Origin of the sequence: Streptomyces sp. NPDC046805 (assembly GCF_040645355.1) — a bacterium.
Classification (GTDB): Bacteria; Actinomycetota; Actinomycetes; order Streptomycetales; family Streptomycetaceae; genus Streptomyces.
Window position 1 is genome coordinate 43,065 of record NZ_JBEYYC010000040.1, and the last position, 23,378, is coordinate 66,442.

Below are 23,378 nucleotides of genomic sequence, written 5' to 3' on the forward strand. Positions count from 1 at the left end.
CCGGCGGGGACGTGTGCGAAGGCTCTCGACTGCCGGACAGTTCAAGCCACCGGCCTGTGGGGCTTCAGACGGGCAGGGCGCCCTTGAAGCGGGAGTTGGGCACGTCGGGGTGGGTGGTGGCGAGCCAGCCATGGCCGTGGGTGTCTTCCGCGAGTTGAGGGCCGGGTTCGACCGAGAGGTTGTCGGCTGCCTTGGACGCGTCGGGTACGCCTTCGGCGTATTCCTCGGCCTCATCCTCGTTCGCGATCTCCAATTGCAAGACCTCGAAGGGCAGTGGCTCTCCTTCGAACTGCGGGTATTCGTAGGTGCCGTAGCTCCGTAGCAGATGACCGTCGCGGGCGATGTACCAGTTCTCGGATGCGTTGTAGGGATCGAGGATGTAGAAGTGAGCCTCACCGCATCGCTCACTGAGTTCCCTGGCCAGCCGAAAACCGTCGAGTTCGTCCAGGAACGAATTTCCCCACAGCATGCGCCAGTTCTTGATCCGGCCCTTTGCGCGCCGGTTCTCGAACTCCGGGGTGATGAAGACCCGGTAGGCCCTCTGCGTCTTGCCCTGGGCGTCCTGGAAGTCCAGCGAGTCGGTGGCTTGAGTGGCGGCGGCCACACCCATGACGGAAGTGACCGGCCGAACGTCGTGCAGGCCGAGAGCAGCTACGGCGTCGTCCAGCCGGTCCGCCGGGAAGGCCAGCCAGCGGCCGGCCTCGAAGGGCGTTTCCACAGGGAGTTCGTCCAGGAGCTTGATCCGTACGAGGCGTTCCACGGCACGCTGGTCGACCTCGTCGAGCGCGTCCGCACCGCCCAGGTCGACCAGGATCTCGAGCGCTTTGCTGCGCAGCTGCCCGGGGCCCGCACGCCGGATTTCACGGAGGCGCGGCAGTGCCGCCTCGCCCAAGTGTTCAACGATGGACTGGACGTCACGCCTCAGGTGCTTTGTCCCTCCGGCGACGGTGTGCGCCAGGAGCTGGTCAATAGCCTCTGCTCCGAGTGCGGCCAGGGCGTCCCTTGCGGCTCTGCGAACGGTGCGGTCCCTGACGGAGAGGTCCTGTACGAGGGCATCAATGGATTCGGGCATGGGGCACAGCCTAGTTCTGGTTCATGGAAGCGGTTCAGGGTGTTCGCCTGAGCGGTCCGGCCTGTGTGTCGTCACTTCTTCAGATCAGGGAGGATTGTGTTCCACGTTTTCTCGAGGGCGTCGACGTGTCGATCGAATTCGGCTTTCACCGCTTGTTCCTTGAGGGTCCTGGCCTCGTCGCGTTGCGCATCCAGCTCATTGGTTATGGACTCGATGAGCTTGGTGCCGGACTTTCCTTCGAGTCGGTTCAGCGCCCTCGCGAGCCGTTTTTCGTCGTCTTTGTAGCGCTTGCTCCACCGCTCTGTCATGTGCTCCTTTATTTTGTCGTCCGACATGCCGTTCAGGGTCTTGAGTGTCTCTCTCTTCTCGCTGCGCATCTGCTTTCGTATTGCGATGCCCTCAGGGTCGTCCCGATAGGTTGTGCTGTAGTGAATCGGAATGCCTTCGAAGCGGTCGTCCAGGAGGACCGTGGAGCACCTCATGTGCCCCTCGCCCTGTCCGCACGGTTCGCGCTCGGTATAGAGCCCCAGCGGTGTGTACTTCTTGCCCTCGGGGTCCATGCGTTGGAGCCATGCGAGCAGATGTTTCTCCGAATGGCGTGGTTGGACCCCTGGCAGTTTTTGATTGGCCGGAACAGATGAGTCCACGACATAGGTGACGTCGTGGTCCGGTGGCGGGCCCTGAACTTCGAGGACCGCGAAGTTCTTGCCGCTGAAGTCTGGTCCGCTGCGCCTGACTTTTCCTGCCTCGTCCGAGGGAAGCTTCTTGAAAGACGCCTTCTTGAAGAGCTGGTTGAGCGCCATTCGATGGAGTCGTACGCCGAGTGACTCCTTGGAGATCTTGGCGCCCCGGTCCGGTGTTCTCGGTGCGGGGTCGCCTTCGTTCTCGCCTCGGTAAGGGTGGCTGATTCGCTCGGGGTTGGCGCCCACGCTGTGCGCCTTGTGGTACGAGAGGCTGAGCCGGGCAAGCGAAGCCACGACCGCCTGCTGCTCTCCCCGTGAGAGCCGATCGAACCCTTCCAGGCTCTGACTGAGCTGGGCCCTGGTGAAGCTTCGTGGACCGTCGGGGCTGGGGTGCGGACCGTCTCCGGAGGCCGCCCTCAGTACGTTCGTGAGTTCGCCCGACTCCGCCCACCGGTCGAGACGGTCGTGAACCCGGTCCAAATCGACCCTGTGGACATCTCGCTGCTCACGCAGAGTGGTCTGCAGCTGGTCGGGCTCGATGCCGTATTCCCTGGCATCCGGGGCTTCGTGTTCCGCATGCGTGCGCGAGGTGTCGCTGTCCGGGCCGTCCTCGGTGACACGACGGCTCTCGTCCGAAGTGTCACTGTCGCCTCGGTCGTGAGGGGCGGTGTAGGGCTTGTTGTCCTGACCGTCCGTGTTGTCGTTGGTGGCGCCCGGGGACTCGGGCCGGGCCGGGCGCTCCGTCGTTGTGGTCGGCTGATCGGACCCCTTGTCTCGGGTGCGACCCTGCTCGTCGGGGCGCGTCACCTCGCCCGGGCGTGACTGCTGGCGCGGGGTGCTCGGCGTCTGCTGGGACGGCTCCCGCCCGTGGGGTCTGCCATCCGGCTTGGACGGGTTGTCGCTCTCGCTCTGGGGGCGGCGGCCGTTGTCGCCTTCGCGATCGCCGCTCGCCGGCGGCTGCGTGGGGTCCGCGTTGTTCGACGCATCGATGGTCAGCCGGGCCGGCTTGGTGGAGTCGGTTCCCGTGTCGGTGTCGTCGCCTTGCGGCGGGGTGTTGCCCGAGACATCGGTCTGCGGGTTCTGGTTGTTCTCCGGATGCCCGTTGATCTCGGAGCTCTTCGACTGAGACTCGTCGTTCCGGCTCTCGGAGTGGTCGGCGTCGGAGCGGGTGAGGTCGACGGGGTGGCGGTTGGCGTCGAGGGGGATGTGCCAGACATGTTCGGCGTCGGCTATGTGGAGGGGATCGTGGCTGACCTCTCCGCTCTGGGTGTCGATCCAGACGATGTCGCCGTGGTGGTTGACGGCGTTGAAGGCGTGGCCGCCTCCGCCGGGCCAGTCGACCTGGACGATGGCTGCCGCGCCATGGCCGGCTTGCTGGAGTGTCGACGCGATGGTGTTGGCGGTGTCCGGGTTGTTGCCCGGGCCGGCGTAGGCGTGTTCGGCGCCCGTCCACCGGATCTGGTTGTCGTTCGCGTTGTCCTCGGGCGACCAGGGGTCGGGGTTGCCGTGTTCGTCGGTGTCGAGCGTGCGGGGGGCCGAGACCTGCGGGTTTCCGTACCAGGTCTCCAGGAACGAACGGGAGCAGTCCGCGCAGTTGTTGCTGCGTCCGGGGACCTGGTTGCCGCCGTCGTTCTGGAGTTGGGCCCAGTGGCCGAAGGGGTCGGGGAAGCGCTGCGGGGTTCCGTCGGGGTTGTGCGGTACGGCGTCGGCCAGGGCCTGTTGGTCGTCGGGGTGAGGGTCGGCCAACCCGCCTGGATGGTGGTCCAGGCCGCTGCGGATGTCGTTCAGGCTCTCCTGCTGCGACTGCTGGTGGTGCTGCGGCATGCCGGGGGCAGCCTGGGGTGCGCCTGGTGCGTGGGGTGCGGCTGGGGATGCGTGCGACGGCAGCGGTGTCGAGGGGCGGGCGCCCGGGATGACGGTGGGGACCGGCACCGGGGTCGCCTGTTGCTGCTGGTGCTGTTGCTGCTGCTCGCTCGGCAGGTTCGTCGCGGTGCCCGAGGGCGCCTGTGGGGTGTTGGGGGTGCTGCCTGTCGGCTGCTGAGGTGGCCTGGTGGGGGTGGAACCGGTCGACGGCCGGTTCGGGGTGCCGGGTGCGCCGGGGGTGTCGCCTGGGGCGGGCCGAGTCGAGGGGGTCGGGGTGGTACTGCTGGGAGCTGATGGGCGGTTGGGGGCGGTGCTGGGTGCGTTCGAGTCAGCGGACGGCGCGGGTGTGGGCCTGGGCGGAGAGGACTGGGGCGTCTGCGTCTGCGTCCGGTTCGCGGTCGTCTCGCGCGTGGTCGACCTCGGGCCCGAGCTCGAGTCGTGGCTCGGAGTGGAGGCGCGGGTGCCCGTCGGGTCCGGGGAGTTGCGCGGCGACGTGCGCTCGCCCGGCGTCGAGCCGGGGGTGCGGCCGTCCGGTGTGGGGTTCGGGGTGGTCCGGGGTGTCCTTGCGTCCGGAGTGTCCCGGGGCGGCCTGCCGTCACTCGGCGTGTCACCGGGCGTGTGCCGGGGCAGCGTCCCGTCGCCCGGTGCCGTACCGGGGACGCGCTGGTTCGGTATACGGCCGTCCGGCGTCGGGTTGGGGGTGTGGGCTGGCGTGGTGGAAGGCGTGACGGGCGGCGTCGGTATGGCCGAGCCGATGTCCGTACGGCTGCTTCCGGTACCGGTGGGGGACGGGTCGGCCGGTGGCGGGGTGTCGGGGGCGTGGGACTGGGTGGGGACGGTGGCGGCCAGGCTGTCGATCGAGGTGCTGATGCCGCCGCCACTCCCGGTCGAGGGCGTCGTATCGCCGGACGGTGCCGACGCATGCGTGGAGTGCGTGGAGTGGGGGGTGGGCGAGGAAACGCCCGACGGTGAGGAGCCGCCGCTGCTTCCGGAATGGCTGGGCGATCCACTCAGGTCAGGCAGGTCGGGAGCGTGGTGTGACGGACCGTCGGGTGCGGGATCGTCGAAGTCCGACAGGGTCGGGCCGGACAGGGAGGGTGTCGGCCTGGGGACTGCGCTGTCCGAGGCCAAGGGGCCTTGTACGGAACCGGAGTCGACGTCGGAACCGGAAGCGGAGTCGGGTCCCACGCCCACGTCCGGGGTACTGACGCTGAGGCCGCCCGTGTCGGCGGATATCCCGCCACCTATGTGCGTGCCGGCACCGCTGTGCGCGTGCGTCGTCGACGGCGAGGAGTCCGACCCGGACGACCCCGACGCCCCGGAGCCGTCGGACGATGTCGAGGAGGAGTCGGACGCGGAGCCGGACGGCGAGCCCGAGGAGGAGTCGGACTCCCCCTCACTGCCACCGTCCCCGTCTCCGCCGTCGCCCCCGTCCGACCCCGACGACGAGCCGTGCCCCTCGATACGGCTGTCGATGGCGTGGTGGAAGCGATGGCCTGCCTTCTCGCCCAGGCTGTCGCGTACGCCCTCGGCCAGTGTCTGCGGGGTCTGCAGGAGGGCCTGTCCGCCGGCGTCCGCTCCGGCCTTGACGGTCTGGCCGACGTTGTAGCCCTGCTGGGCGCCGAAGCCGACGTTCACCGTCTGCTTCACGAGGTCGGTGATGATGGCCTCGACGGCCGAGATCGCGGGTTCCTTCATCGCCTCGGTGATGGCCTCCATGAGAGCCTTCTTGAGCTCGTCGAGGAGGCGGCGCACGATCAGCCGGGTGACCTGGGTCGCGCCGAGTGCGCCGGCCTCGGACAGGCCGAAGGTGAAGGGTGCGGAGGCCTGCGCGGCGGCGATCTCGAAGGCCAGGGCCACGAGTTGCGCGATGACGGCCCACTTGGCGACCTCCACGGCGAGCGCGCAGGCTTCCAGCACGGTTGCAATGGTGTAGGCGGCCTGGGCGGCGTTCGCGAGGTAGCCGTCGGAGCCGCCTCCGCCGTCGAACTTGGCGTAGGTCTTGGTGAACGCGTCGATCGATGCACCGGCGTTGTAGGCCGTGACCTTCCTGGCGCTGCCGTTCGCCGCGGTGTGCAGTTCGGTGACGTCATCGCCGAACTTGCGCCACAGGGCGGCGGCTTCTCTGAGCTTGTCCTCGTCTGCCGTCGGCCAGCGGTAACCGAGCATCTCGAGTACCCACTCGAGCTCGTCCGGCAGCATCATCGACACAGCAGAAGCACCCCCGTCAGAACGACGCGACCGTACAACTGCCCCCATGGGCACGGGGAATCACACAGCAGCACAACCGCGCGTCAAGCTTACGGGCCCACCCGCGGACTGCTGCTGAGAGTTGCTGTCACAAATCTGTCGCAGGTCATGGCTCCTGCCGACGGCGCACGTGGTGCACGCCCGTCGGCATCTGCACCTGCCCGTCGTACTCAGCCGTGATGTCTCGCCAAGCGGCGTCCTCGTCACCCTCGTTGCGCTCGTGCCGGACGCCCATCTCGGTGAAGGCGATGCCCATCCCCGCAAGTCGCTCCGCCAGGCTGCCCATCGACTTGAACATGCCGTCGCGCAGGCCTTCGTAGACGACGCCGAACTTCTCGCCCAGGTCGTCGTCGCCCCACGGCGGGGTGCTGCCGCCTTCGAGCTTGCCCAGTCCGTCCGCCAGGTGTTGCACGGCCTTGCCGAAGTCCTGGCCCACCGCGAGCATGTTGCCGCCCTCGTCCTTGAGGACCTTGGGATCGGCGTTCATGAAGTCCGACGACACAACTGCCCCCCGTGGCTTGCCCTTTCTTCCACCCTAGCGGGGACACGCAGAGGGGCGGCACCCGTCGGGTGCCGCCCCTCTCCATGCGCCGTGACTGCGGGGTCGATCAGAACCGCGCCGGCAGCCACCCCGTCTGGATCAGCTGCCCGCCACGGCGACGCGTGTGGAAGTGCCCACGGCCGGGCGGCAGTTGCGACGGAGAGATGTTGCCCAGCAGGGCGCCCTCCGTCCGGTCGCCGGAGAGGACGATGCCCTGGGCGCCCAGCTCGCGCAGCCGCTGCATCACCGGCTCGTACAGCGAGCGGCTGGCGCCGCCCGACGAACGCGCGATGATGACGCGCAGGCCGACGTCGCGGGCGAAGGGCAGGTACTCCAGGAGCGGGGCCAGGGGGTTCACGCCCGTCGCCACCAGGTCGTAGTCGTCGACGATGACGAACGCGTCCGGGCTGCTGTACCAACTGCGGTTGCGCAGCTGCTCGGGCGTGACGTCCGGGCCCGGCATACGGCGGCTCATCGAACCGGCGAGGCCCTCCAGCGTCTCGGCCAGCGCCGGCGCCGACGCGCAGTAGCGCGAGAGGTGCGACTCAGGGACGCCCTCCAGGTGGGCGCGACGGTAGTCACCCATGACGATCTTGGCCTGGTCCGGGGTGTAGCGCTCGGTGATCTGCTTGATGAGCAGCCGCAGCACCGCCGACTTACCGGACTCGCTCTCACCGAACACGATGAAGTGCGGGTCCGTCTCGAAGTCGACGAAGACCGGCGCGAGCGACGACTCGTCGATGCCGATGGCGACACCGCGGTCCGGGTGCTCGAAGCCCTTGGGCAGCCGGTCCGCCGGGAACTGGGTGGGCAGCAGCCGTACGGCCGGGGCGTGGTTGCCCTGCCAGTTGTCGTTGATGCCGCGGATGAGGATCGACGTCGCCTCCGACAGGTCCTCCGTCTCCGAGGAGCCGTCGACGCGGGGCAGCGCGGTCATGAAGTGCAGCTTGTCCGGGCTCAGGCCGCGGCCCGGCACGGTGGCCGGCACGTTCTGCGCGACCTTGCGGTCGATCTCCGACTCGGTCGGGTCGCCGAGCCGCAGCTCGATGCGGTTCTGGAGCATGTCCTTGAGCGCGGGCCGCACTTCGGTGTAGCGGCTGGCGGTCAGGATCACGTGCACACCGAAGCCGAGACCGCGGGTGGCGATGTCGGTGACGGTCGCCTCCAGCAGCTCGTAGTCCGTCTTGAAGGTCGCCCAGCCGTCGATGACGAGGAAGACGTCTCCCCAGGGCTGGTCGGGCAGCTGTCCCGCGGCCCGGCGCTGACGGTAGGTCTGCACCGAGTCGATGTTGTGCGCGCGGAAGTACTCCTCGCGCGTGTCCAGGATGCCCTCGACCTCGCTGACCGTACGGCGCACCCGCTCGGCGTCGAGCCGGTTGGCGACGCCGCCGACGTGCGCCAGCTCCTCCATGGCGATCAGACCGCCACCGCCGAAGTCCAGGCAGTAGAACTGCACTTCGGAGGGTGTGTGGGTGAGGGCGAACGACGAGATGAGCGTGCGCAGCAGCGTCGACTTGCCGGACTGGGGGCCACCGACGAACAGACCGTGGCCCGCACCGCCCGAGAAGTTGCGGTACAGCACGTCACGCCGCTGCTCGAACGGCTTGTCCACCAGGCCGACCGGCACGTTGAGCCGGCCGAGCGCCGTGTAGTCGGGCGCGGTCAGGCCGCGGTCCTGGCTGACGGCGAGCTGGGGGAGGAGCTGCTCCAGCGAGGGGGCCTCGTCGAGCGGGGGCAGCCACACCTGGTGGGCGGGCGGGCCCTGGTTGACCATCCTGCTGACGATGACGTCCAGGACGGTGTCGGCCAGCGCGTCGTCGACCCGGTTGTCGGCCTCCGGCTCCTCGATCACCGGTTGCGGGGGAAGTGCCACGTGCTCGGCCGTGAACAGCGCGGGCCGCAGCTGGGTGGAGCGGTGCACTCGGGACGGGCCTTCGCCGTGGTACGGCCCCGACACGTACGCGGCCTTGAAGCGGACCATGGTGTCGGTGTCGTACCGCAGGTAGCCGGAGCCGGGGATCGACGGCAGGTGGTAGGCGTCCGGGACGCCGATCGCTGTACGCGACTCGGCGGCGGAGAAGGTGCGTAGACCGATCCGGTAGGACAGGTAGGTGTCCAGGCCGCGCAGCTTGCCCTCCTCCAGGCGCTGCGACGCCAGCAGCAGGTGGATACCCAGCGATCGGCCGATACGGCCGATCTGGATGAACATGTCGATGAAGTCGGGCTTGGCGGTGAGGAGTTCGGAGAACTCGTCGAGCACGATCACCAGGGAGGCCATCGGCTCGAGCGCGGCGCCCGCCGCCCGGGCCTTCTCGTAGTCGTGCAGGTTGGCGTAGTTGCCGGCCGTGCGCAGCAGCTCCTGACGGCGCTGCGTCTCACCCATGATCGAGTCACGCATACGGTCGACGAGGGTCAGGTCGTCCGCGAGGTTGGTGATCACCGCCGCGGTGTGCGGCATGTCCGCCATACCGGCGAAGGTCGCGCCACCCTTGAAGTCCGCGAGGATGAAGTTCAGCGTCTCCGAGGAGTGCGTCACCGCCAGACCGAGCACCAGCGTTCGCAGCACCTCGGACTTGCCCGAGCCGGTCGCGCCGACGCACAGGCCGTGCGGGCCCATGCCCTCCTGCGAGGCCTCCTTGAGGTCGAGCATGACCGGCTCGCCGCTCTCGCCGACACCGATCGGCACGCGCAGCCGCTCGTGCAGTGTGCGCGGGCGCCAGGTGCGGGACACGTCGACGGTGCCCGCGTCACCGATGCCCATGAGGTCGGTGAAGTCCAGGTTGGACAGGAGGGGTTCGCCCTCCTCGGCGGAGCCGACCCGGAACGGGGACAGCTGGCGCGCCAGGGACTCGGCCTGTGCCGCGTGCAGCACGTCGGGTTTGCCGACGTACGCCGACTCGTGGCCGACGAACAACTGCATGCGCTCAGGCTTCACATATGCCGTCAGGCCGGCGCGCAGCTCCTCCTCCAGCTCGCCCGGGGCGATTTCGAGGAAGGTGACGCCCTGCAGGCCCTCGGTGCTGGCGAGTTCGGAGTCCGGCGGCACGGTGCCGCCGTCGAGCACCACGATCAGGTGCGGCTGGTCGTAGACCGGGTTCGCGTCACGGTTCCAGCGCGGGCGGTCGTCCAACTGGTCCGCCAGCGCCTCCTCCAGCTCGCCGAGGTCGTCGAAGAGGAGCCGGGCCGAGCCCGCGCCGTCCTTGGCCTTCGGGTGCTGGCTGTGCGGCAGCCACTTGATCCAGTCCCAGTCCGCCGCCGCGGACGGGTGCGCCACCACGGCGACCATCAGGTCCTCGGGCGAGTGCAGCGTCGCCAACTCGGCCAGGACAGAACGGGCGTTGCCGTAGACGGTGTCGGTCTCCCCGCACACCGTGACGTGGTAGAAGGCACGCAGCGAGACGGAGACCGGCAGGTCGGACAGGCTGCCGTGCGCGTCGAGGAAGGCCTTCATGGCCGCCGCGGTCAGCGGCTCCAGCTCCTCCTTGGGCGCCGTCTCCGGGGCGACGAGCGGGGTGTTGAGCTGCTGGGTGCCGCGGCCCATCCGGACCGAGGCGAAGTCCCCGTCGACCGGGCGCCGTTCCCACAGACGCTTGCCGTCGGCCGCGACCGCCCACAGCTGCTCCGGGTCGGGGTGCTGGAAGAACTGGCTGCGCCGCTGGAGTTCCGCTGTCTTGTGCACGTCCTTGCGCACCTGCTCCAGGTAGCGGAAGTAGTCGCGCCGGTCCTGGGCCATCCCCGCGCCGCCGCCCTGCCGCGACTTGGCGAACTGGGCGATGGCCATGGCCAGGGTCGAGGCGAGCATCAGACCGCCGACCACCCGCATGTAGGACGGGAGTCCCGGCATGAAGAAGAAGCCGACGGACCCCACCATGCCCATCATGGGCAGCAGGGTCATCAGCATGCTCTCCTCGCCCTCGCGCGGGAGCTCGGGCGGCGCCTCCAGTCTGACCTCGCCGTCCGGGACGACCGGGGGAACTGTCCGCGGCGGCCGTTTGATGATGACGACGCTCACCGATGCACTCATCCTTCGCGATTGATACGTCTTGGTACCGACGCCCCCGTGTATCGCGACGTGTTCCCGTTCGCGTAGGCGTCGTCCGCGCAGGCGTCGATCCTACTGATGCGCGATGTGCCCGAGGGAGTCAGGCGGATGGAGAAGCCGAGGGGGTCTGGAGCAAATGAGGGAGGTGGACCGGAGGCCTGCCGCGACAACGGATAGGGTGACGCGACGCGTCGTATCGGGCGGCGCCGAGCAGCCTTGTCCAGCAGCCAGCAGGGGGAACAGCCAGGTGAGCACGGGGACTTCGACGGGTTTCTGCCGAATCACCATCGCAGCGCCGGACAGCCGTGTGGACGTCGCGCTGCCGGAGGACCTTCCGGTCCAGGACCTCTTTCCCGAGATCGTCCGGCTCTCGGGACTGACCCAGTCGGACGCCAGCCCGGCCGGCTACCACCTGGTGAGCCGCGAGGGCCAAGTGCTCGACGCGAGCCGCTCGTTGCTGGAGCACCGGGTCAGGGACGGAGAGGTGCTGCTGCTGCGCACCTTCGCCGACTCGCTGCCGCCGGCCGTGCACGACGACGTGGTGGACGCGATCGCCGCCGCCGTCAAGCAGGACGTCCGCAGCTGGAACGACCACCTGATGCGGGCGGCCGGTCTCGTCTCCGGTGTGCTGCTGCTGGTCATGCTCGGCTTCGTCTTCTGGTTCGCCGATCCGGTACGGCACGACATGCACGGCCTCCAGGGCATCCTCGCCGGTGTCGTGGCGGTGGGCCTGACCGCGCTCGCGGGCGTACGGGCGCGGGTGTACGAGGACTACCGGTCCGCCGTCGCGCTCGGCCTCGCGTCCCTGCCGCACGCGCTCATCGCGGGCTCCGGCGTGATTCCCCAGGACGCGGGCGCGGGCCCCGGCAGGATCCAGTTCCTCGTCGGCTGTGTCGCCGTCCTGCTGGTCTCCGTCGTCCTGGTCATGCTGCTGCCGGAGGGCGACGCCCCCTTCGTCGGCTCCGCGCTGGCCGCGGCCCTGGGCACGCTCGCCGTGTTCTGCGGCATCCTCACCGGGGCGCAGCCGCGGGAGGTCGCCGCCGGCACCTCAGTCGTCGCGCTGGCCGTCGTCGGCTTCCTGCCCGGCTGGTCGGCCCGCTTCGCCAAGCTGCCCATCGGCTTCCGCAGCCCGGAGGACCTGGCCCGCTCCCGCCGCGAGGGCCGGGACGGCGACCTCGAGGCCGTCGACATCCAGCGCATCGTCGCCCAGACCAGCCGCGGCCACGAGCTGCTGCTCGGCCTCGTCGGCGGCTGCGCCACCGTCGTCATCGGCGCGGCCGGCGGCGTGCTCGGCTTCAGCGACAACGGCTGGGCCCAGCTGCTGGCCCTGTGCGCCGGCCTCGCCGCGATGCTGCGGGCCCGCCTCTTCCGCTACACCGCCCAGGTCACGTGCCTGTTCGTGGCCGGTGTCGGCACGCTCGCCCTGCTGGTGCTCGGCCTCGCGATCTCGCCCCCGGCCGGGATCGTCCGCGAACTGCTCCAGGGCAACTCCGGCCCTGTCGACCTGCGGACCCTGTGGCTCGGCGCCTCGGTCGCGGCCGGCGTCCTGCTGCTGATCGCGATCGCCCTGATCGTGCCGCAGAAGGGACTCTCCCCCTTCTGGGGCCGCATGCTGGACCTCGCGGACTCCCTGGTGCTGCTCTCGCTGATCCCGGTCTGCCTGGCCGTGCTCGACGTCTACGGCAAGGTCCGCGGCGGAGTCTGAGACCGGCCCCACGGCCGTCGCGCAGGGGTGGAATACCGGCCACTACGGGGCTGGTACCCTGTGTGACGGCCGTTCGTGTACGCGCTCCCGGTTCTTCTGGGAGCCGCGCTCGGCGGATCCCCGCCTCCCGAGTAACGGAAGCTTCCCCGAGATGTAGACCGGGGGCACTCGGAGGCACTCACACCATGAGGAGTACGCGTGTCGCTCGACGCCGCTACGAAGAAGCAGATCATCGCCGAGTTCGGTCAGAAGGAGGGCGACACCGGCTCCCCCGAGGTCCAGGTCGCCATGCTCTCGCGCCGCATCTCGGACCTGACCGAGCACCTCAAGATGCACAAGCACGACCACCACTCCCGTCGTGGTCTGCTGATCCTGGTCGGCCAGCGTCGCCGCCTGCTGCAGTACCTGGCCAAGAAGGACATCCAGCGCTTCCGTACGCTGGTCGAGCGCCTCGGCATCCGCCGTGGTGCGGCGGGCGCCAAGTAGGACGCCGTGAAGGGAGCGGTCCCCGGAAGAACCCGGGACCGCTCCCTTTGCCATACGCGGGAGACCGCGATGCGCGGGCAACCGCGCGATAGCAGGAAAGACGCAGGACATCCGCGATACGCAGGGACTTGCCGTACGCGCGTCAGCGCGCCGTACGCCCCAGGCCCTGGCTCGTACGTGGGGAAACATGCGGACTGTCACCGACGCTTTGTAGTGTGGTAGCAGAACGCAACGCACTACGTACGACACAGCGTGGGACGTTCTGCCCGGACGGGCAGGGTGTCACCGCGCAAACCGAACAAGGAGAAGCGCGCCTCGCCGCCGCCGGTCCTCGGTAGTGGCCCCCGGGGGGAAACCGATCCCGGGTGCTTCGATCGAAGACCGGCCAGCACCAGACGGAGCGCCTCTCCGCAACCGTCCCCCTGCCACACGGGCAGCCAGGGACGAAGACGAGGAGATAACGCTAGTGGAGAACGAGACCCACTACGCCGAGGCCGTCATCGACAACGGCTCCTTCGGCACCCGTACCGTCCGCTTCGAGACGGGCCGCCTGGCCAAGCAGGCCGCCGGTTCCGCCGTGGCGTACCTGGACGACGACACCATGGTGATGTCGGCGACCACGGCCTCCAAGACCCCCAAGGACCAGCTCGACTTCTTCCCCCTCACGGTGGACGTCGAGGAGCGGATGTACTCCGCCGGCAAGATCCCCGGCAGCTTCTTCCGCCGCGAGGGCCGCCCCTCCGAGGACGCGATCCTCACCTGCCGTCTGATCGACCGCCCGCTGCGCCCGTCCTTCAAGAAGGGCCTGCGCAACGAGATCCAGGTCGTCGCCACGGTCATGGCCCTCAACCCCGACCACCTGTACGACGTCGTGGCGATCAACGCCGCGTCCGCGTCGACGCAGCTGGCCGGCCTGCCCTTCTCCGGCCCGATCGGCGGCGTCCGCGTCGCGCTGATCAACGGCCAGTGGGTCGCGTTCCCGACGCACTCCGAGCTCGAGGACGCCGTCTTCGACATGGTGGTCGCCGGCCGCGTCCTGGAGGACGGCGACGTCGCGATCATGATGGTCGAGGCCGAGGCCACCGACCAGACGATCAAGCTGGTCGAGGGCGGCGCCGAGGCGCCGACCGAGGAGGTCGTCGCCGCCGGTCTCGAGGCCGCGAAGCCCTTCATCAAGGTCCTGTGCAAGGCCCAGGCCGACCTCGCCAAGAAGGCCGCCAAGCCGACCGGCGAGTTCCCGATCTTCCTGGACTTCCAGGACGACGTCTTCGAGGCGCTGTCCGCCGCGGTCAGGCCCGAGCTCGCCCAGGCGCTCACCATCGCCGGCAAGCAGGAGCGCGAGGCCGAGCTGGACCGCGTCAAGGCGCTCGCCGCCGAGAAGCTCCTTCCGGAGTTCGAGGGCCGCGAGAAGGAGATCTCCGCCGCCTACCGCGCGCTGACCAAGAAGCTGGTGCGCGAGCGCGTCATCAAGGAGAAGAAGCGCATCGACGGCCGCGGTGTCACCGACATCCGCACCCTGGCCGCCGAGGTCGAGGCCATCCCGCGGGTCCACGGCTCCGCGCTGTTCGAGCGTGGCGAGACCCAGATCCTGGGCATCACCACCCTCAACATGCTGCGCATGGAGCAGCAGCTGGACACCCTCTCCCCGGTGACCCGCAAGCGCTACATGCACAACTACAACTTCCCGCCGTACTCCGTCGGTGAGACCGGCCGCGTCGGCTCCCCGAAGCGCCGCGAGATCGGCCACGGCGCGCTCGCCGAGCGCGCGATCGTGCCGGTGCTGCCGACGCGCGAGGAGTTCCCGTACGCGATCCGCCAGGTGTCCGAGGCCCTCGGCTCCAACGGTTCGACGTCCATGGGTTCGGTCTGCGCCTCCACCATGTCGCTGCTGAACGCCGGTGTGCCGCTGAAGGCCCCGGTCGCCGGTATCGCCATGGGCCTGATCTCCCAGGATGTCGACGGCGAGACGCACTACGTCGCACTCACCGACATCCTCGGTGCGGAGGACGCCTTCGGTGACATGGACTTCAAGGTCGCCGGCACGAAGGACTTCGTGACCGCGCTCCAGCTCGACACCAAGCTGGACGGCATCCCGGCCTCCGTCCTGGCCGCGGCCCTCAAGCAGGCCCGCGACGCCCGCCTCCACATCCTCGACGTGATGACCGAGGCGATCGACCGGCCGGACGCCATGTCCCCGAACGCGCCGCGGATCATCACCGTGAAGATCCCGGTCGACAAGATCGGCGAGGTCATCGGCCCCAAGGGCAAGATGATCAACCAGATCCAGGAGGACACGGGCGCCGAGATCACGATCGAGGACGACGGCACGATCTACATCGGTGCCGCCGACGGTCCGGCCGCCGAGGCCGCCCGTGCCACGATCAACGGCATCGCCAACCCGACGATGCCGGAGGTCGGCGAGCGCTACCTCGGCACGGTCGTGAAGACGACCACCTTCGGTGCGTTCGTCTCCCTGCTGCCCGGCAAGGACGGTCTGCTGCACATCTCGCAGATCCGCAAGCTGGCCGGCGGCAAGCGCGTGGAGAACGTCGAGGACGTCCTCGGTGTGGGCCAGAAGGTCCAGGTCGAGATCGCCGAGATCGACTCCCGCGGCAAGCTCTCCCTCATCCCCGTGATCGAGGGCGAGGGCGAAGGCGACGAGGACACGAAGGACGACACCGACAAGTGACGTCGAGTAGCTCCACGGTGACGGCCCGCACCTCTTCGGAGGCGCGGGCCGTCGCCCGTACCCAAACCCTGATCAAGGGCGCCAACGGCATCGGCACGGTCCGCAAGACCACCCTCCCGGGCGGCCTGCGCATCGTCACCGAGACGCTGCCGTCGGTCCGCTCCGCGACCTTCGGCATCTGGGCCCACGTCGGCTCCCGCGACGAGACGCCGTCCCTCAACGGCGCCACGCACTACCTGGAGCACCTGCTCTTCAAGGGCACGCGCAAGCGCAGCGCCCTGGACATCTCCGCCGCCCTCGACGCGGTCGGCGGCGAGATGAACGCGTTCACGGCGAAGGAGTACACGTGCTACTACGCGCGCGTGCTCGACACCGACCTGCCGCTCGCGATCGACGTCGTCTGCGACATGCTGACCGGCTCCCTCATCGTCGAGGACGACGTCAACGTCGAGCGCGGCGCGATCCTCGAAGAGATCGCGATGACCGAGGACGACCCGGGCGACTGCGTGCACGACCTGTTCGCGCACACGATGTTCGGCGACAACCCCCTCGGCCGCCCGGTCCTCGGCACGGTCGACACGGTCAACGCCCTCACCGCCGACCGCATCCGCCGCTTCTACAAGAAGCACTACGACCCGACCCACCTCGTGGTCGCCGCGGCCGGCAACGTCGACCACAACAAGGTCGTACGACAGGTGCGTGCCGCCTTCGAGCAGGCCGGCGCCCTCCGCAACCTCGAGGCCACGCCCATCGCCCCGCGCGACGGCCGCCGCGCCATCCGCACCGCGGGCCGCGTCGAGCTGATCGGCCGCAAGACCGAGCAGGCGCACGTCGTCCTCGGCATGCCGGGCCTGGCCCGCACCGACGACCGCCGCTGGGCGCTCGGCGTGCTGAACACGGCCCTCGGCGGCGGCATGTCCTCCCGTCTCTTCCAGGAGGTCCGTGAGAAGCGCGGCCTGTGCTACAGCGTGTACTCGTACACCTCAGGCTTCGCCGACTGCGGCCTGTTCGGGGTGTACGCAGGCTGCCGTCCGAGCCAGGTGCACGACGTGCTGAAGATCTGCCGCGACGAGCTCGACCAGGTCGCCGAGCACGGGCTCAGCGACGACGAGATCAGCCGTGCCGTCGGCCAGCTCCGGGGCTCCACCGTCCTCGGCCTGGAGGACACGGGCGCGCTGATGAACCGCATCGGCAAGAGCGAGCTGTGCTGGGGCGAGCAGATGTCCGTCGACGACATGCTGGCCCGGATCGCGGCGGTCACCCCGGACGAGATCCGCTCGGTCGCCCGCGACATCCTGGGACAGCGTCCGTCGCTGTCGGTCATCGGCCCGCTGAAGGACAAGCAGGCGTCCCGGCTGCACGACGCCGTCGCCTGACCCCCTTCGGTCCACCAACTGCGTTAAGGAAAGCAACAGATGAGCAAGCTGCGCGTGGCGGTCCTCGGCGCCAAGGGCCGCATCGGCTCCGAGGCGGTACGGGCCGTCGAGGCCGCCGAGGACATGGAACTGGTCGCCGCCCTCGGCCGGGGCGACAAGCTGGAGACGCTGGCGGAGACCGGCGCCCAGGTCGCGGTCGACCTGACCACTCCCGCCTCGGTGATGGGCAACCTCGACTTCTGCGTGCGCCACGGCATCCACGCGGTCGTCGGCACGACCGGCTGGACCGACGAGCGTCTCGCGCAGCTCAAGGGGTGGCTGGAGCAGTCCCCGGAGACGGGCGTGCTCATCGCGCCCAACTTCTCCATCGGCGCCGTCCTGACCATGAAGTTCGCGCAGATCGCCGCGCCGTACTTCGAGTCGGTCGAGGTCGTCGAGCTGCACCACCCGAACAAGGTCGACGCTCCCTCCGGCACGGCCACGCGCACCGCGCAGCTCATCGCCGAGGCCCGCCGGGCGGCCGGTACGGCCCCGGCGCCGGACGCCACGGTGACGGCCCTGGACGGTGCCCGGGGTGCCGACGTCGACGGCGTCCCCGTGCACTCCGTCCGCCTGCGCGGCCTGCTCGCGCACCAGGAGGTGCTGCTCGGAGGCGAGGGCGAGACCCTCACCATCCGGCACGACTCCCTGCACCACAGCAGCTTCATGCCGGGCATCCTGCTCGGCGTACGCCGGGTGGGGTCGGCCCCGGGCCTGACCTTCGGCCTGGAACACTTCCTGGACCTGAGCTGAGCCGGAACGACTGAACCCATGCGCGCGAAGATCTCCTACGTCATCACGGCCGCCGTCCTGGTCTTCTACTTCGTCCTGGTCGGCAGCCGCGGCGTCATGCTCATCGAGTCCGGCACGCTCATCACCGTCCCGTTCGGGGTGGCGGTGCTGATCCTGCCGGTCATCGGGGTGTGGTTCCTGTGGAAGAACACCCAGTTCGTCCGCAGGGCCAACCGGCTCGCGGCCGAGCTCGACGCCGAGGGCGGCCTGCCCGTCGACGAACTGAAGCGCACGCCCGGCGGCCGTATCGACCGTGACTCGGCCGACGAGGTGTTCGCCCGGCGCAAGGCCGAGACGGAGGACTCTCCCGACGACTGGCGCAGCTGGTTCCGGCTCGCGGTCGCGTACCACGACGCCCGCGACACCCCGCGCGCCCGCAAGGCGATGCAGCGGGCGATCGCGTTGCGAGAGGCCGCTCGCTGAGGTTCTCCCTCGAACCGCTGAGGTTCCGCTTCAAAAGGGTGGTGCCCGGTCCGTCTCCAGACGGACCGGGCACCACCCTTTTGTCATCGGTTCCCTTGTGCCATCAGCGTGTGCTCAGCCTCGGTGGTGCTCCGCCGCCCACGCCTCGACCGTGTCCGCCGCGCGGTCGAAGGCCGAGACCCGCGCCAGGAAATCGAGGTTGTGCGTGGTCAGCAGCGGCACCACGTCCTCGGCGGCACGATCCCTCGGTACGACGGTCAGCGCCTGTCCCTGCACCGTGCGCGGCAGCCCCAGCCAGCGCACCGGCTGCTGCACCGTGCGTACCGCGACGACCTGCTGCCAGGGGACGGTCTGCGTGACGAGGAAGCGGACGTGGCGCAGGCCGCGCGCGCTCACCCACACGCCCATGCGCAGCAGGCGCAGCGCGCAGGCGATGATCGCCAGGGCGAGGCCGAAGATCACTCCGGCCGAGGTCGGCGAGCCGGTCAGGGCGATGACGACCGCCGCGAACAGCACGTACGAGGCGAGCAGCAGGCACAGGGCCGCCGTTCCCACGCGTACCGGTCCTGGCCGGTAGGGGCGCCGCCAGCGGGCGGTGTCGTCGTAGGGCAGCGCTACGTCGTCGGCTGATTCGTACGTGCGGTCGGCCGTCAGGAAGGGCAGGGGCACGGGCTGGTCCTCACTCAATCCATGCGTGGGCTGTGCCCGGTGAGGTTATCCGCCCGTCACCGTGCTCACCACCCTTGCGCGGCCGGAAGGGTCAGCGCCCCTGCGCGGCCTGCGGCTGTTGCGTCTGCGGGACGGTGTCGGTGGACAGTGCGGGCATCCCGAGAACCAGCGAGCCGACGAGCCCGGCGACGACGGTGAGCCCCAGCAGCCACCGCCCGGCTATCTGCCCGGCGGAGGCGCGCTCGCGGGGTGGGGGAGTGACGTTGCTCCGGAACGCGTCGGCCTCGGCGAGGAAGGCGAACGGCACGGGGTCGGGCCGACGGAACATCGGGGCGGATCTCCCTTCGGGGATCGAACGAATGGCTCTCACCGGGAGAGACGAACAAGTGTCGCAGAAGGTGCCCTCTTGTCACGAATTCACACAAGATCACCGAAGTTCCGCGAGTGCTCAGGAGTCCCCCGAAGTCTTCCGAAGTTCGCCGGTTAACCGAAGTCGTCCGAAGATGCCGAAGATGTCGCATCCCGGTACCGAACGGCCCCGTTGTCAGTGCCGGGCCGTAGAGTGGGCGCCGCCCGAGAGAAGTGATGGAAGGACCCTCCGAGCCGTGACCGACACCCCCGCCGACGACCTCAAGCCCAGTTTCCGCAGCGATGTCACCGTCGAGCTGGTCAAGCACGCCGCGTCGGACGCCGACGTGCTGTTCGCCGCCCGCGTCTCGACGCTCGGCGAGCAGTCCCTGGACGAGCTGAACAAGGACCCGGAGCGCTCCAAGGGTCTGATCAACTACCTGATGCGGGACCGGCACGGCAGTCCCTTCGAGCACAACTCGATGACGTTCTTCATCAGCGCCCCGATCTTCGTCTTCCGCGAGTTCATGCGGCACCGCGTGGGCTGGTCGTACAACGAGGAAAGCGGTCGCTACAGGGAGCTCCAGCCGGTCTTCTACGTCCCCGACGAGTCCCGCAAGCTCGTCCAGGAGGGTCGTCCCGGCAAGTACGTCTTCGTCGAGGGCACCCAGGCGCAGCAGGAGCTGACCGGCCGCGTCATGGAGGACTCGTACGTCCAGGCCTATGAGGCGTACCAGGAGATGCTCGCCGCCGGCGTCGCCCGCGAGGTCGCCCGCTCGGTCCTCCCGGTCGGCCTGTTCTCCTCGATGTACGCCACCTGTAACGCCCGCTCCCTGATGCACTTCCTCGGCCTGCGCACCCAGCACGAGCTGGCCAAGGTGCCGTCCTTCCCGCAGCGGGAGATCGAGATGGTCGGCGAGCAGATGGAGGCCGCGTGGGCCGAGCTCATGCCGCTGACGTACGCCGCCTTCAACGCCAACGGCCGCGTCGCGCCGTAACGCGGCACGCATGTACGGATCAGCCTGGCGAAGTGTCCGTATTGCGGCATTTAGAGAAGTTCATCTAGCCTGATCAAACGGACCCGGCACTGCTTGAACCCCCGAGCAGGCAGTGCCGGGCTCCATGTTTATCGCCATTCGTCGTGTTTTTCCGCGCACCCCGAAGGCAGACCCCGCAGTGAGCAACGAGTAGCGTGGTACCCATGGCTCCGACCTCCACTCCGCAGACCCCCTTCGGGCGGGTCCTCACCGCCATGGTCACGCCCCTCACGGCGGACGGCGCACTCGACCTCGACGGCGCCCAGCGGCTCGCCACCCATCTGGTGGACGCAGGCAACGACGGCCTGATCATCAACGGCACCACCGGCGAGTCCCCGACCACCAGCGACGCGGAGAAATCGGATCTGGTGCGAGCCGTCCTGGACGCGGTCGGTGACCGCGCCCACGTCGTAGCCGGCGTCGGTACCAACGACACGCACCACAGCATCGAGCTGGCCCGCGCCGCCGAGAAGGTGGGCGCACACGGCCTCCTCGTCGTCACGCCGTACTACAACAAGCCCCCGCAGGAGGGCCTGTACCGGCACTTCAAGGCCGTCGCCGACGCCGCCGAGCTGCCGGTCATGCTGTACGACATCCCCGGCCGCAGCGGCGTCCCGATCAACACCGAGACGCTGGTCCGCCTCGCCGAACACCCGCGCATCGTCGCCAACAAGGACGCCAAGGGGGACCTCGGCCGCGCCAGCTGGGCCATCGCCCAGTCCGGCCTCGCCTGGTACTCCGGCGACGACATGCTCAACCTGCCGCTGCTCTCCGTGGGCGCGGTCGGCTTCGTCTCGGTCGTCGGCCACGTGGTCACCCCCGACCTGCGGGCCCTCGTCGACGCCTTCACCTCGGGCGACGTCCAGAAGGCGACCGAGATCCACCAGAAGCTGCTTCCGGTCTACACGGGCATGTTCCGCACGCAGGGCGTCATGACCACCAAGGCCGCGCTCGCCCTCCAGGGTCTGCCCGCCGGGCCGCTGCGCGCGCCCATGGTCGAGTGCTCGCCCGAGGAGATCGCCCAGCTCAAGATCGATCTTGCCGCGGGCGGGGTACAGCTCTGACACCAGACTTCACAACTGAACAGGACAGCTGAATAAGCAGGACACCGGTGCCTGCACCCCACACGACAACTGCTTTTGCACGAACGTCACGCGCGCCACGTGCCCACCGGTACGTGGCGTGTGTGGTCAGGAGAGTCTTTTGAGTCATCCGCACCCTGAACTCGCCCCGCCGCCGTCGCTCCCCGATGGCGGCCTGCGGGTCACCCCGCTCGGCGGCCTCGGTGAAATCGGCCGGAACATGACCGTCTTCGAGTACGACGGCCGCCTGCTGATCGTCGACTGCGGCGTGCTCTTCCCGGAGGAGGAGCAGCCCGGAGTCGACCTGATCCTCCCGGACTTCACGTCCATCCGGGACCGCATCGACGACATCGACGGCATCGTGCTCACGCACGGCCACGAGGACCACATCGGCGGTGTCCCCTACCTCCTGCGCGAGCGGCCGGACATCCCGCTGATCGGCTCCAAGCTGACCCTCGCCCTCATCGAGGCCAAGCTCCAGGAGCACCGCATCCGCCCGCGCACCATCGAGGTGGAAGCGGGCGACCGCGAGCAGGTCGGCCCCTTCAACTGCGAATTCGTCGCGGTCAACCACTCCATCCCGGACGCGCTCGCGGTCGCCATCCGCACCCCGGCCGGCATGGTGGTGCACACCGGCGACTTCAAGATGGACCAGCTTCCGCTGGACGGCCGTCTCACGGACCTGCACGCCTTCGCGCGCCTGAGCGAGGAGGGCATCGACCTCCTCCTCTCGGACTCCACGAACGCCGAGGTCCCGGGCTTCGTCCCGCCCGAGCGCGACATCGCGAACGTGCTGGACAACGTCTTCGCGAACGCCCACAAGCGCATCATCGTGGCGAGCTTCGCCAGCCACGTGCACCGCATCCAGCAGATCCTCGACACGGCCCAGAAGTACGGCCGCAAGGTCGCCTTCGTCGGCCGCTCGATGGTCCGCAACATGGGCATCGCGCGCGACCTCGGCTACCTGAAGGTCCCGCCGGGCCTGGTCGTCGACGTCAAGCAGCTGGACGACCTCCCGGACGACAAGGTCGTGCTGGTCTGCACGGGCTCCCAGGGCGAGCCGATGGCGGCCCTGTCGCGGATGGCCAATCGGGACCACCAGATCCGGATCACCGAGGGTGACACGGTGATCCTGGCGTCGTCCCTGATCCCCGGCAACGAGACCGACGTCTACCGCGTGATCAACGGCCTGACCCGCTGGGGCGCGAACGTCGTCCACAAGGGCAACGCCAAGGTGCACGTCTCCGGGCACGCGTCCGCGGGCGAGCTGCTGTACTTCTACAACATCTGCCGGCCCAAGAACCTGATGCCGGTCCACGGCGAGTGGCGCCACCTGCGCGCCAACGCCGAGCTCGGCGCCATGACCGGCGTCCCGCACGACCGCATCGTGATCGCCGAGGACGGCATCACCGTCGACCTCGTCGAGGGCAAGGCCAAGATCTCCGGCAAGGTGCCGGCGGGATACGTGTACGTCGACGGCCTCTCGGTCGGGGACGTCGGCGAGCCCGCGCTGAAGGACCGCAAGATCCTCGGCGACGAGGGCATCATCTCGGTCTTCGTGGTGATGGACTCGAACACCGGAAAGATCACCAGCGGCCCGGACATCCATGCCCGGGGCTCCGGTATCGACGACGCCGTCTTCTCGGAAGTCGTCCCGAAGATCAAGGAAGTCCTGGAGCGCACGGCCCAGGACGGTGTGGTCGAGCCCCACCAGCTGCAGCAGCTCATCCGACGCACGCTGGGAAAGTGGGTCTCCGACACCTTCCGCCGTCGCCCGATGATCCTCCCGGTCGTCGTGGAGGTCTGACCTCCAGCGCGGCTACACCGCGCCGACCAGCAACGGGGCCCCTCGATCCAGGTCGAGGGGCCCCGCTGTACGACCGGTCGAGCGACCTCGTCAAAAAATCTTGACAACAGGGGTTGACGCCACCCTGCCGGATCGGTAGAGTTCTCGGTCTGCCCCAGATCCGGAAGGTTCTGGCGGCGGCACTCTCGCCGCGAATGCGGCACCCAACCACCAGCACGATCTCCCGAACGGGACGGCATTCGGCATGTCGCATGTCCGAATCCAATTCCTTTTGGAGTGCGGGGGCCCGATTAGGAGCCACCGGAAAGATCCGCTAAGGTTTGGGACGTCGGAACGGCCGCGAGGCCGGGAAGACAAACCCCGCTGACCGGGGGTCAGACACGAAAGAGAGTCTGATAGAGTCGGAACCGCCGGAAAGGGAAACGCGAGAGCGAGAACCTGGAAAGCACCGAGGAAATCGGATCGGAAAAAGAT

15 protein-coding genes are annotated in these 23,378 nt (G+C 69.0%); 9 read left to right on the forward strand and 6 right to left on the reverse strand.

Annotation, left to right across the window (positions count from 1 at the left end):
• Positions 1-64: 64 nt before the first annotated feature.
• The 4 genes from ABZ910_RS32075 to eccCa all read right to left on the reverse strand — a co-directional run bounded on the left by ABZ910_RS32075 (position 65) and on the right by eccCa (position 10,421).
• Positions 65-1,072, reverse strand: a complete 1,008-nt coding sequence (locus ABZ910_RS32075; RefSeq protein ID WP_361372101.1) for a hypothetical protein — start codon at positions 1,070-1,072, stop codon at positions 65-67.
• Between the two features lie 71 nt (positions 1,073-1,143).
• Positions 1,144-5,823, reverse strand: coding sequence for a toxin glutamine deamidase domain-containing protein (locus ABZ910_RS32080; protein ID WP_361372104.1), 4,680 nt, complete (start codon positions 5,821-5,823; stop codon positions 1,144-1,146).
• A 151-nt stretch (positions 5,824-5,974) separates the two neighbouring features.
• Entirely contained in the window at positions 5,975-6,355 is a 381-nt protein-coding gene (locus ABZ910_RS32085; protein WP_361372107.1) for a hypothetical protein, read from the reverse strand.
• 121 nt (positions 6,356-6,476) lie between these two features.
• A complete protein-coding gene (gene eccCa / locus ABZ910_RS32090) occupies positions 6,477-10,421 on the reverse strand; it encodes a type VII secretion protein EccCa (RefSeq protein WP_361372110.1) in 3,945 nt (1,314 codons plus the stop codon).
• Between the two features lie 277 nt (positions 10,422-10,698).
• Between eccCa and eccD the strand changes: the two genes are divergently transcribed.
• From eccD to ABZ910_RS32120, 6 genes are all read left to right on the forward strand, one after another.
• Complete coding sequence (eccD, locus tag ABZ910_RS32095) at positions 10,699-12,156, forward strand: type VII secretion integral membrane protein EccD (protein ID WP_361372112.1); 1,458 nt, start codon at positions 10,699-10,701, stop codon at positions 12,154-12,156.
• Positions 12,157-12,354: 198 nt separating this feature from the next.
• The gene (gene rpsO, locus ABZ910_RS32100) at positions 12,355-12,642 is read left to right on the forward strand and encodes a 30S ribosomal protein S15 (RefSeq protein ID WP_361372115.1); all 288 of its coding nucleotides are present in this window, start codon (positions 12,355-12,357) and stop codon (positions 12,640-12,642) included.
• A 466-nt stretch (positions 12,643-13,108) separates the two neighbouring features.
• Positions 13,109-15,331, forward strand: coding sequence for a polyribonucleotide nucleotidyltransferase (locus tag ABZ910_RS32105; RefSeq protein WP_361372118.1), 2,223 nt, complete (start codon positions 13,109-13,111; stop codon positions 15,329-15,331).
• A complete protein-coding gene (locus ABZ910_RS32110) occupies positions 15,328-16,707 on the forward strand; it encodes a pitrilysin family protein (RefSeq protein ID WP_361372121.1) in 1,380 nt (459 codons plus the stop codon). The genes ABZ910_RS32105 and ABZ910_RS32110 overlap by 4 nt, the downstream gene beginning before the upstream one ends.
• 39 nt (positions 16,708-16,746) lie before the next feature.
• The gene (gene dapB / locus ABZ910_RS32115) at positions 16,747-17,499 is read left to right on the forward strand and encodes a 4-hydroxy-tetrahydrodipicolinate reductase (RefSeq protein ID WP_361372124.1); all 753 of its coding nucleotides are present in this window, start codon (positions 16,747-16,749) and stop codon (positions 17,497-17,499) included.
• 18 nt (positions 17,500-17,517) lie between these two features.
• On the forward strand, positions 17,518-17,961 hold the full coding sequence (locus tag ABZ910_RS32120; RefSeq protein ID WP_361372127.1) for a hypothetical protein: 444 nt from the start codon (positions 17,518-17,520) through the stop codon (positions 17,959-17,961).
• A 114-nt stretch (positions 17,962-18,075) separates the two neighbouring features.
• Here ABZ910_RS32120 and ABZ910_RS32125 read toward each other — a convergent pair whose 3' ends face one another.
• Both ABZ910_RS32125 and ABZ910_RS32130 read right to left on the reverse strand, forming a co-directional pair.
• Positions 18,076-18,630 carry a hypothetical protein gene (locus tag ABZ910_RS32125; protein WP_361372130.1) on the reverse strand — a complete coding sequence of 185 codons (555 nt, stop codon included), beginning with the start codon at positions 18,628-18,630 and terminating at the stop codon, positions 18,076-18,078.
• Positions 18,631-18,721: 91 nt separating this feature from the next.
• On the reverse strand, positions 18,722-18,958 hold the full coding sequence (locus tag ABZ910_RS32130; protein WP_361372133.1) for a hypothetical protein: 237 nt from the start codon (positions 18,956-18,958) through the stop codon (positions 18,722-18,724).
• Between the two features lie 277 nt (positions 18,959-19,235).
• On the opposite strand from ABZ910_RS32130, the gene thyX reads away from it, so the two are divergent.
• The 3 genes from thyX to ABZ910_RS32145 all read left to right on the forward strand — a co-directional run bounded on the left by thyX (position 19,236) and on the right by ABZ910_RS32145 (position 22,904).
• Positions 19,236-19,976 (forward strand): FAD-dependent thymidylate synthase, encoded by a 741-nt coding sequence (thyX, locus tag ABZ910_RS32135; RefSeq protein ID WP_361372136.1) that lies wholly within the window; start codon positions 19,236-19,238, stop codon positions 19,974-19,976.
• 203 nt (positions 19,977-20,179) lie between these two features.
• A complete protein-coding gene (gene dapA / locus ABZ910_RS32140; RefSeq protein ID WP_361372139.1) occupies positions 20,180-21,079 on the forward strand; it encodes a 4-hydroxy-tetrahydrodipicolinate synthase in 900 nt (299 codons plus the stop codon).
• Between the two features lie 139 nt (positions 21,080-21,218).
• Positions 21,219-22,904 carry a ribonuclease J gene (locus ABZ910_RS32145; protein ID WP_361372141.1) on the forward strand — a complete coding sequence of 562 codons (1,686 nt, stop codon included), beginning with the start codon at positions 21,219-21,221 and terminating at the stop codon, positions 22,902-22,904.
• Positions 22,905-23,378: the final 474 nt, after the last annotated feature.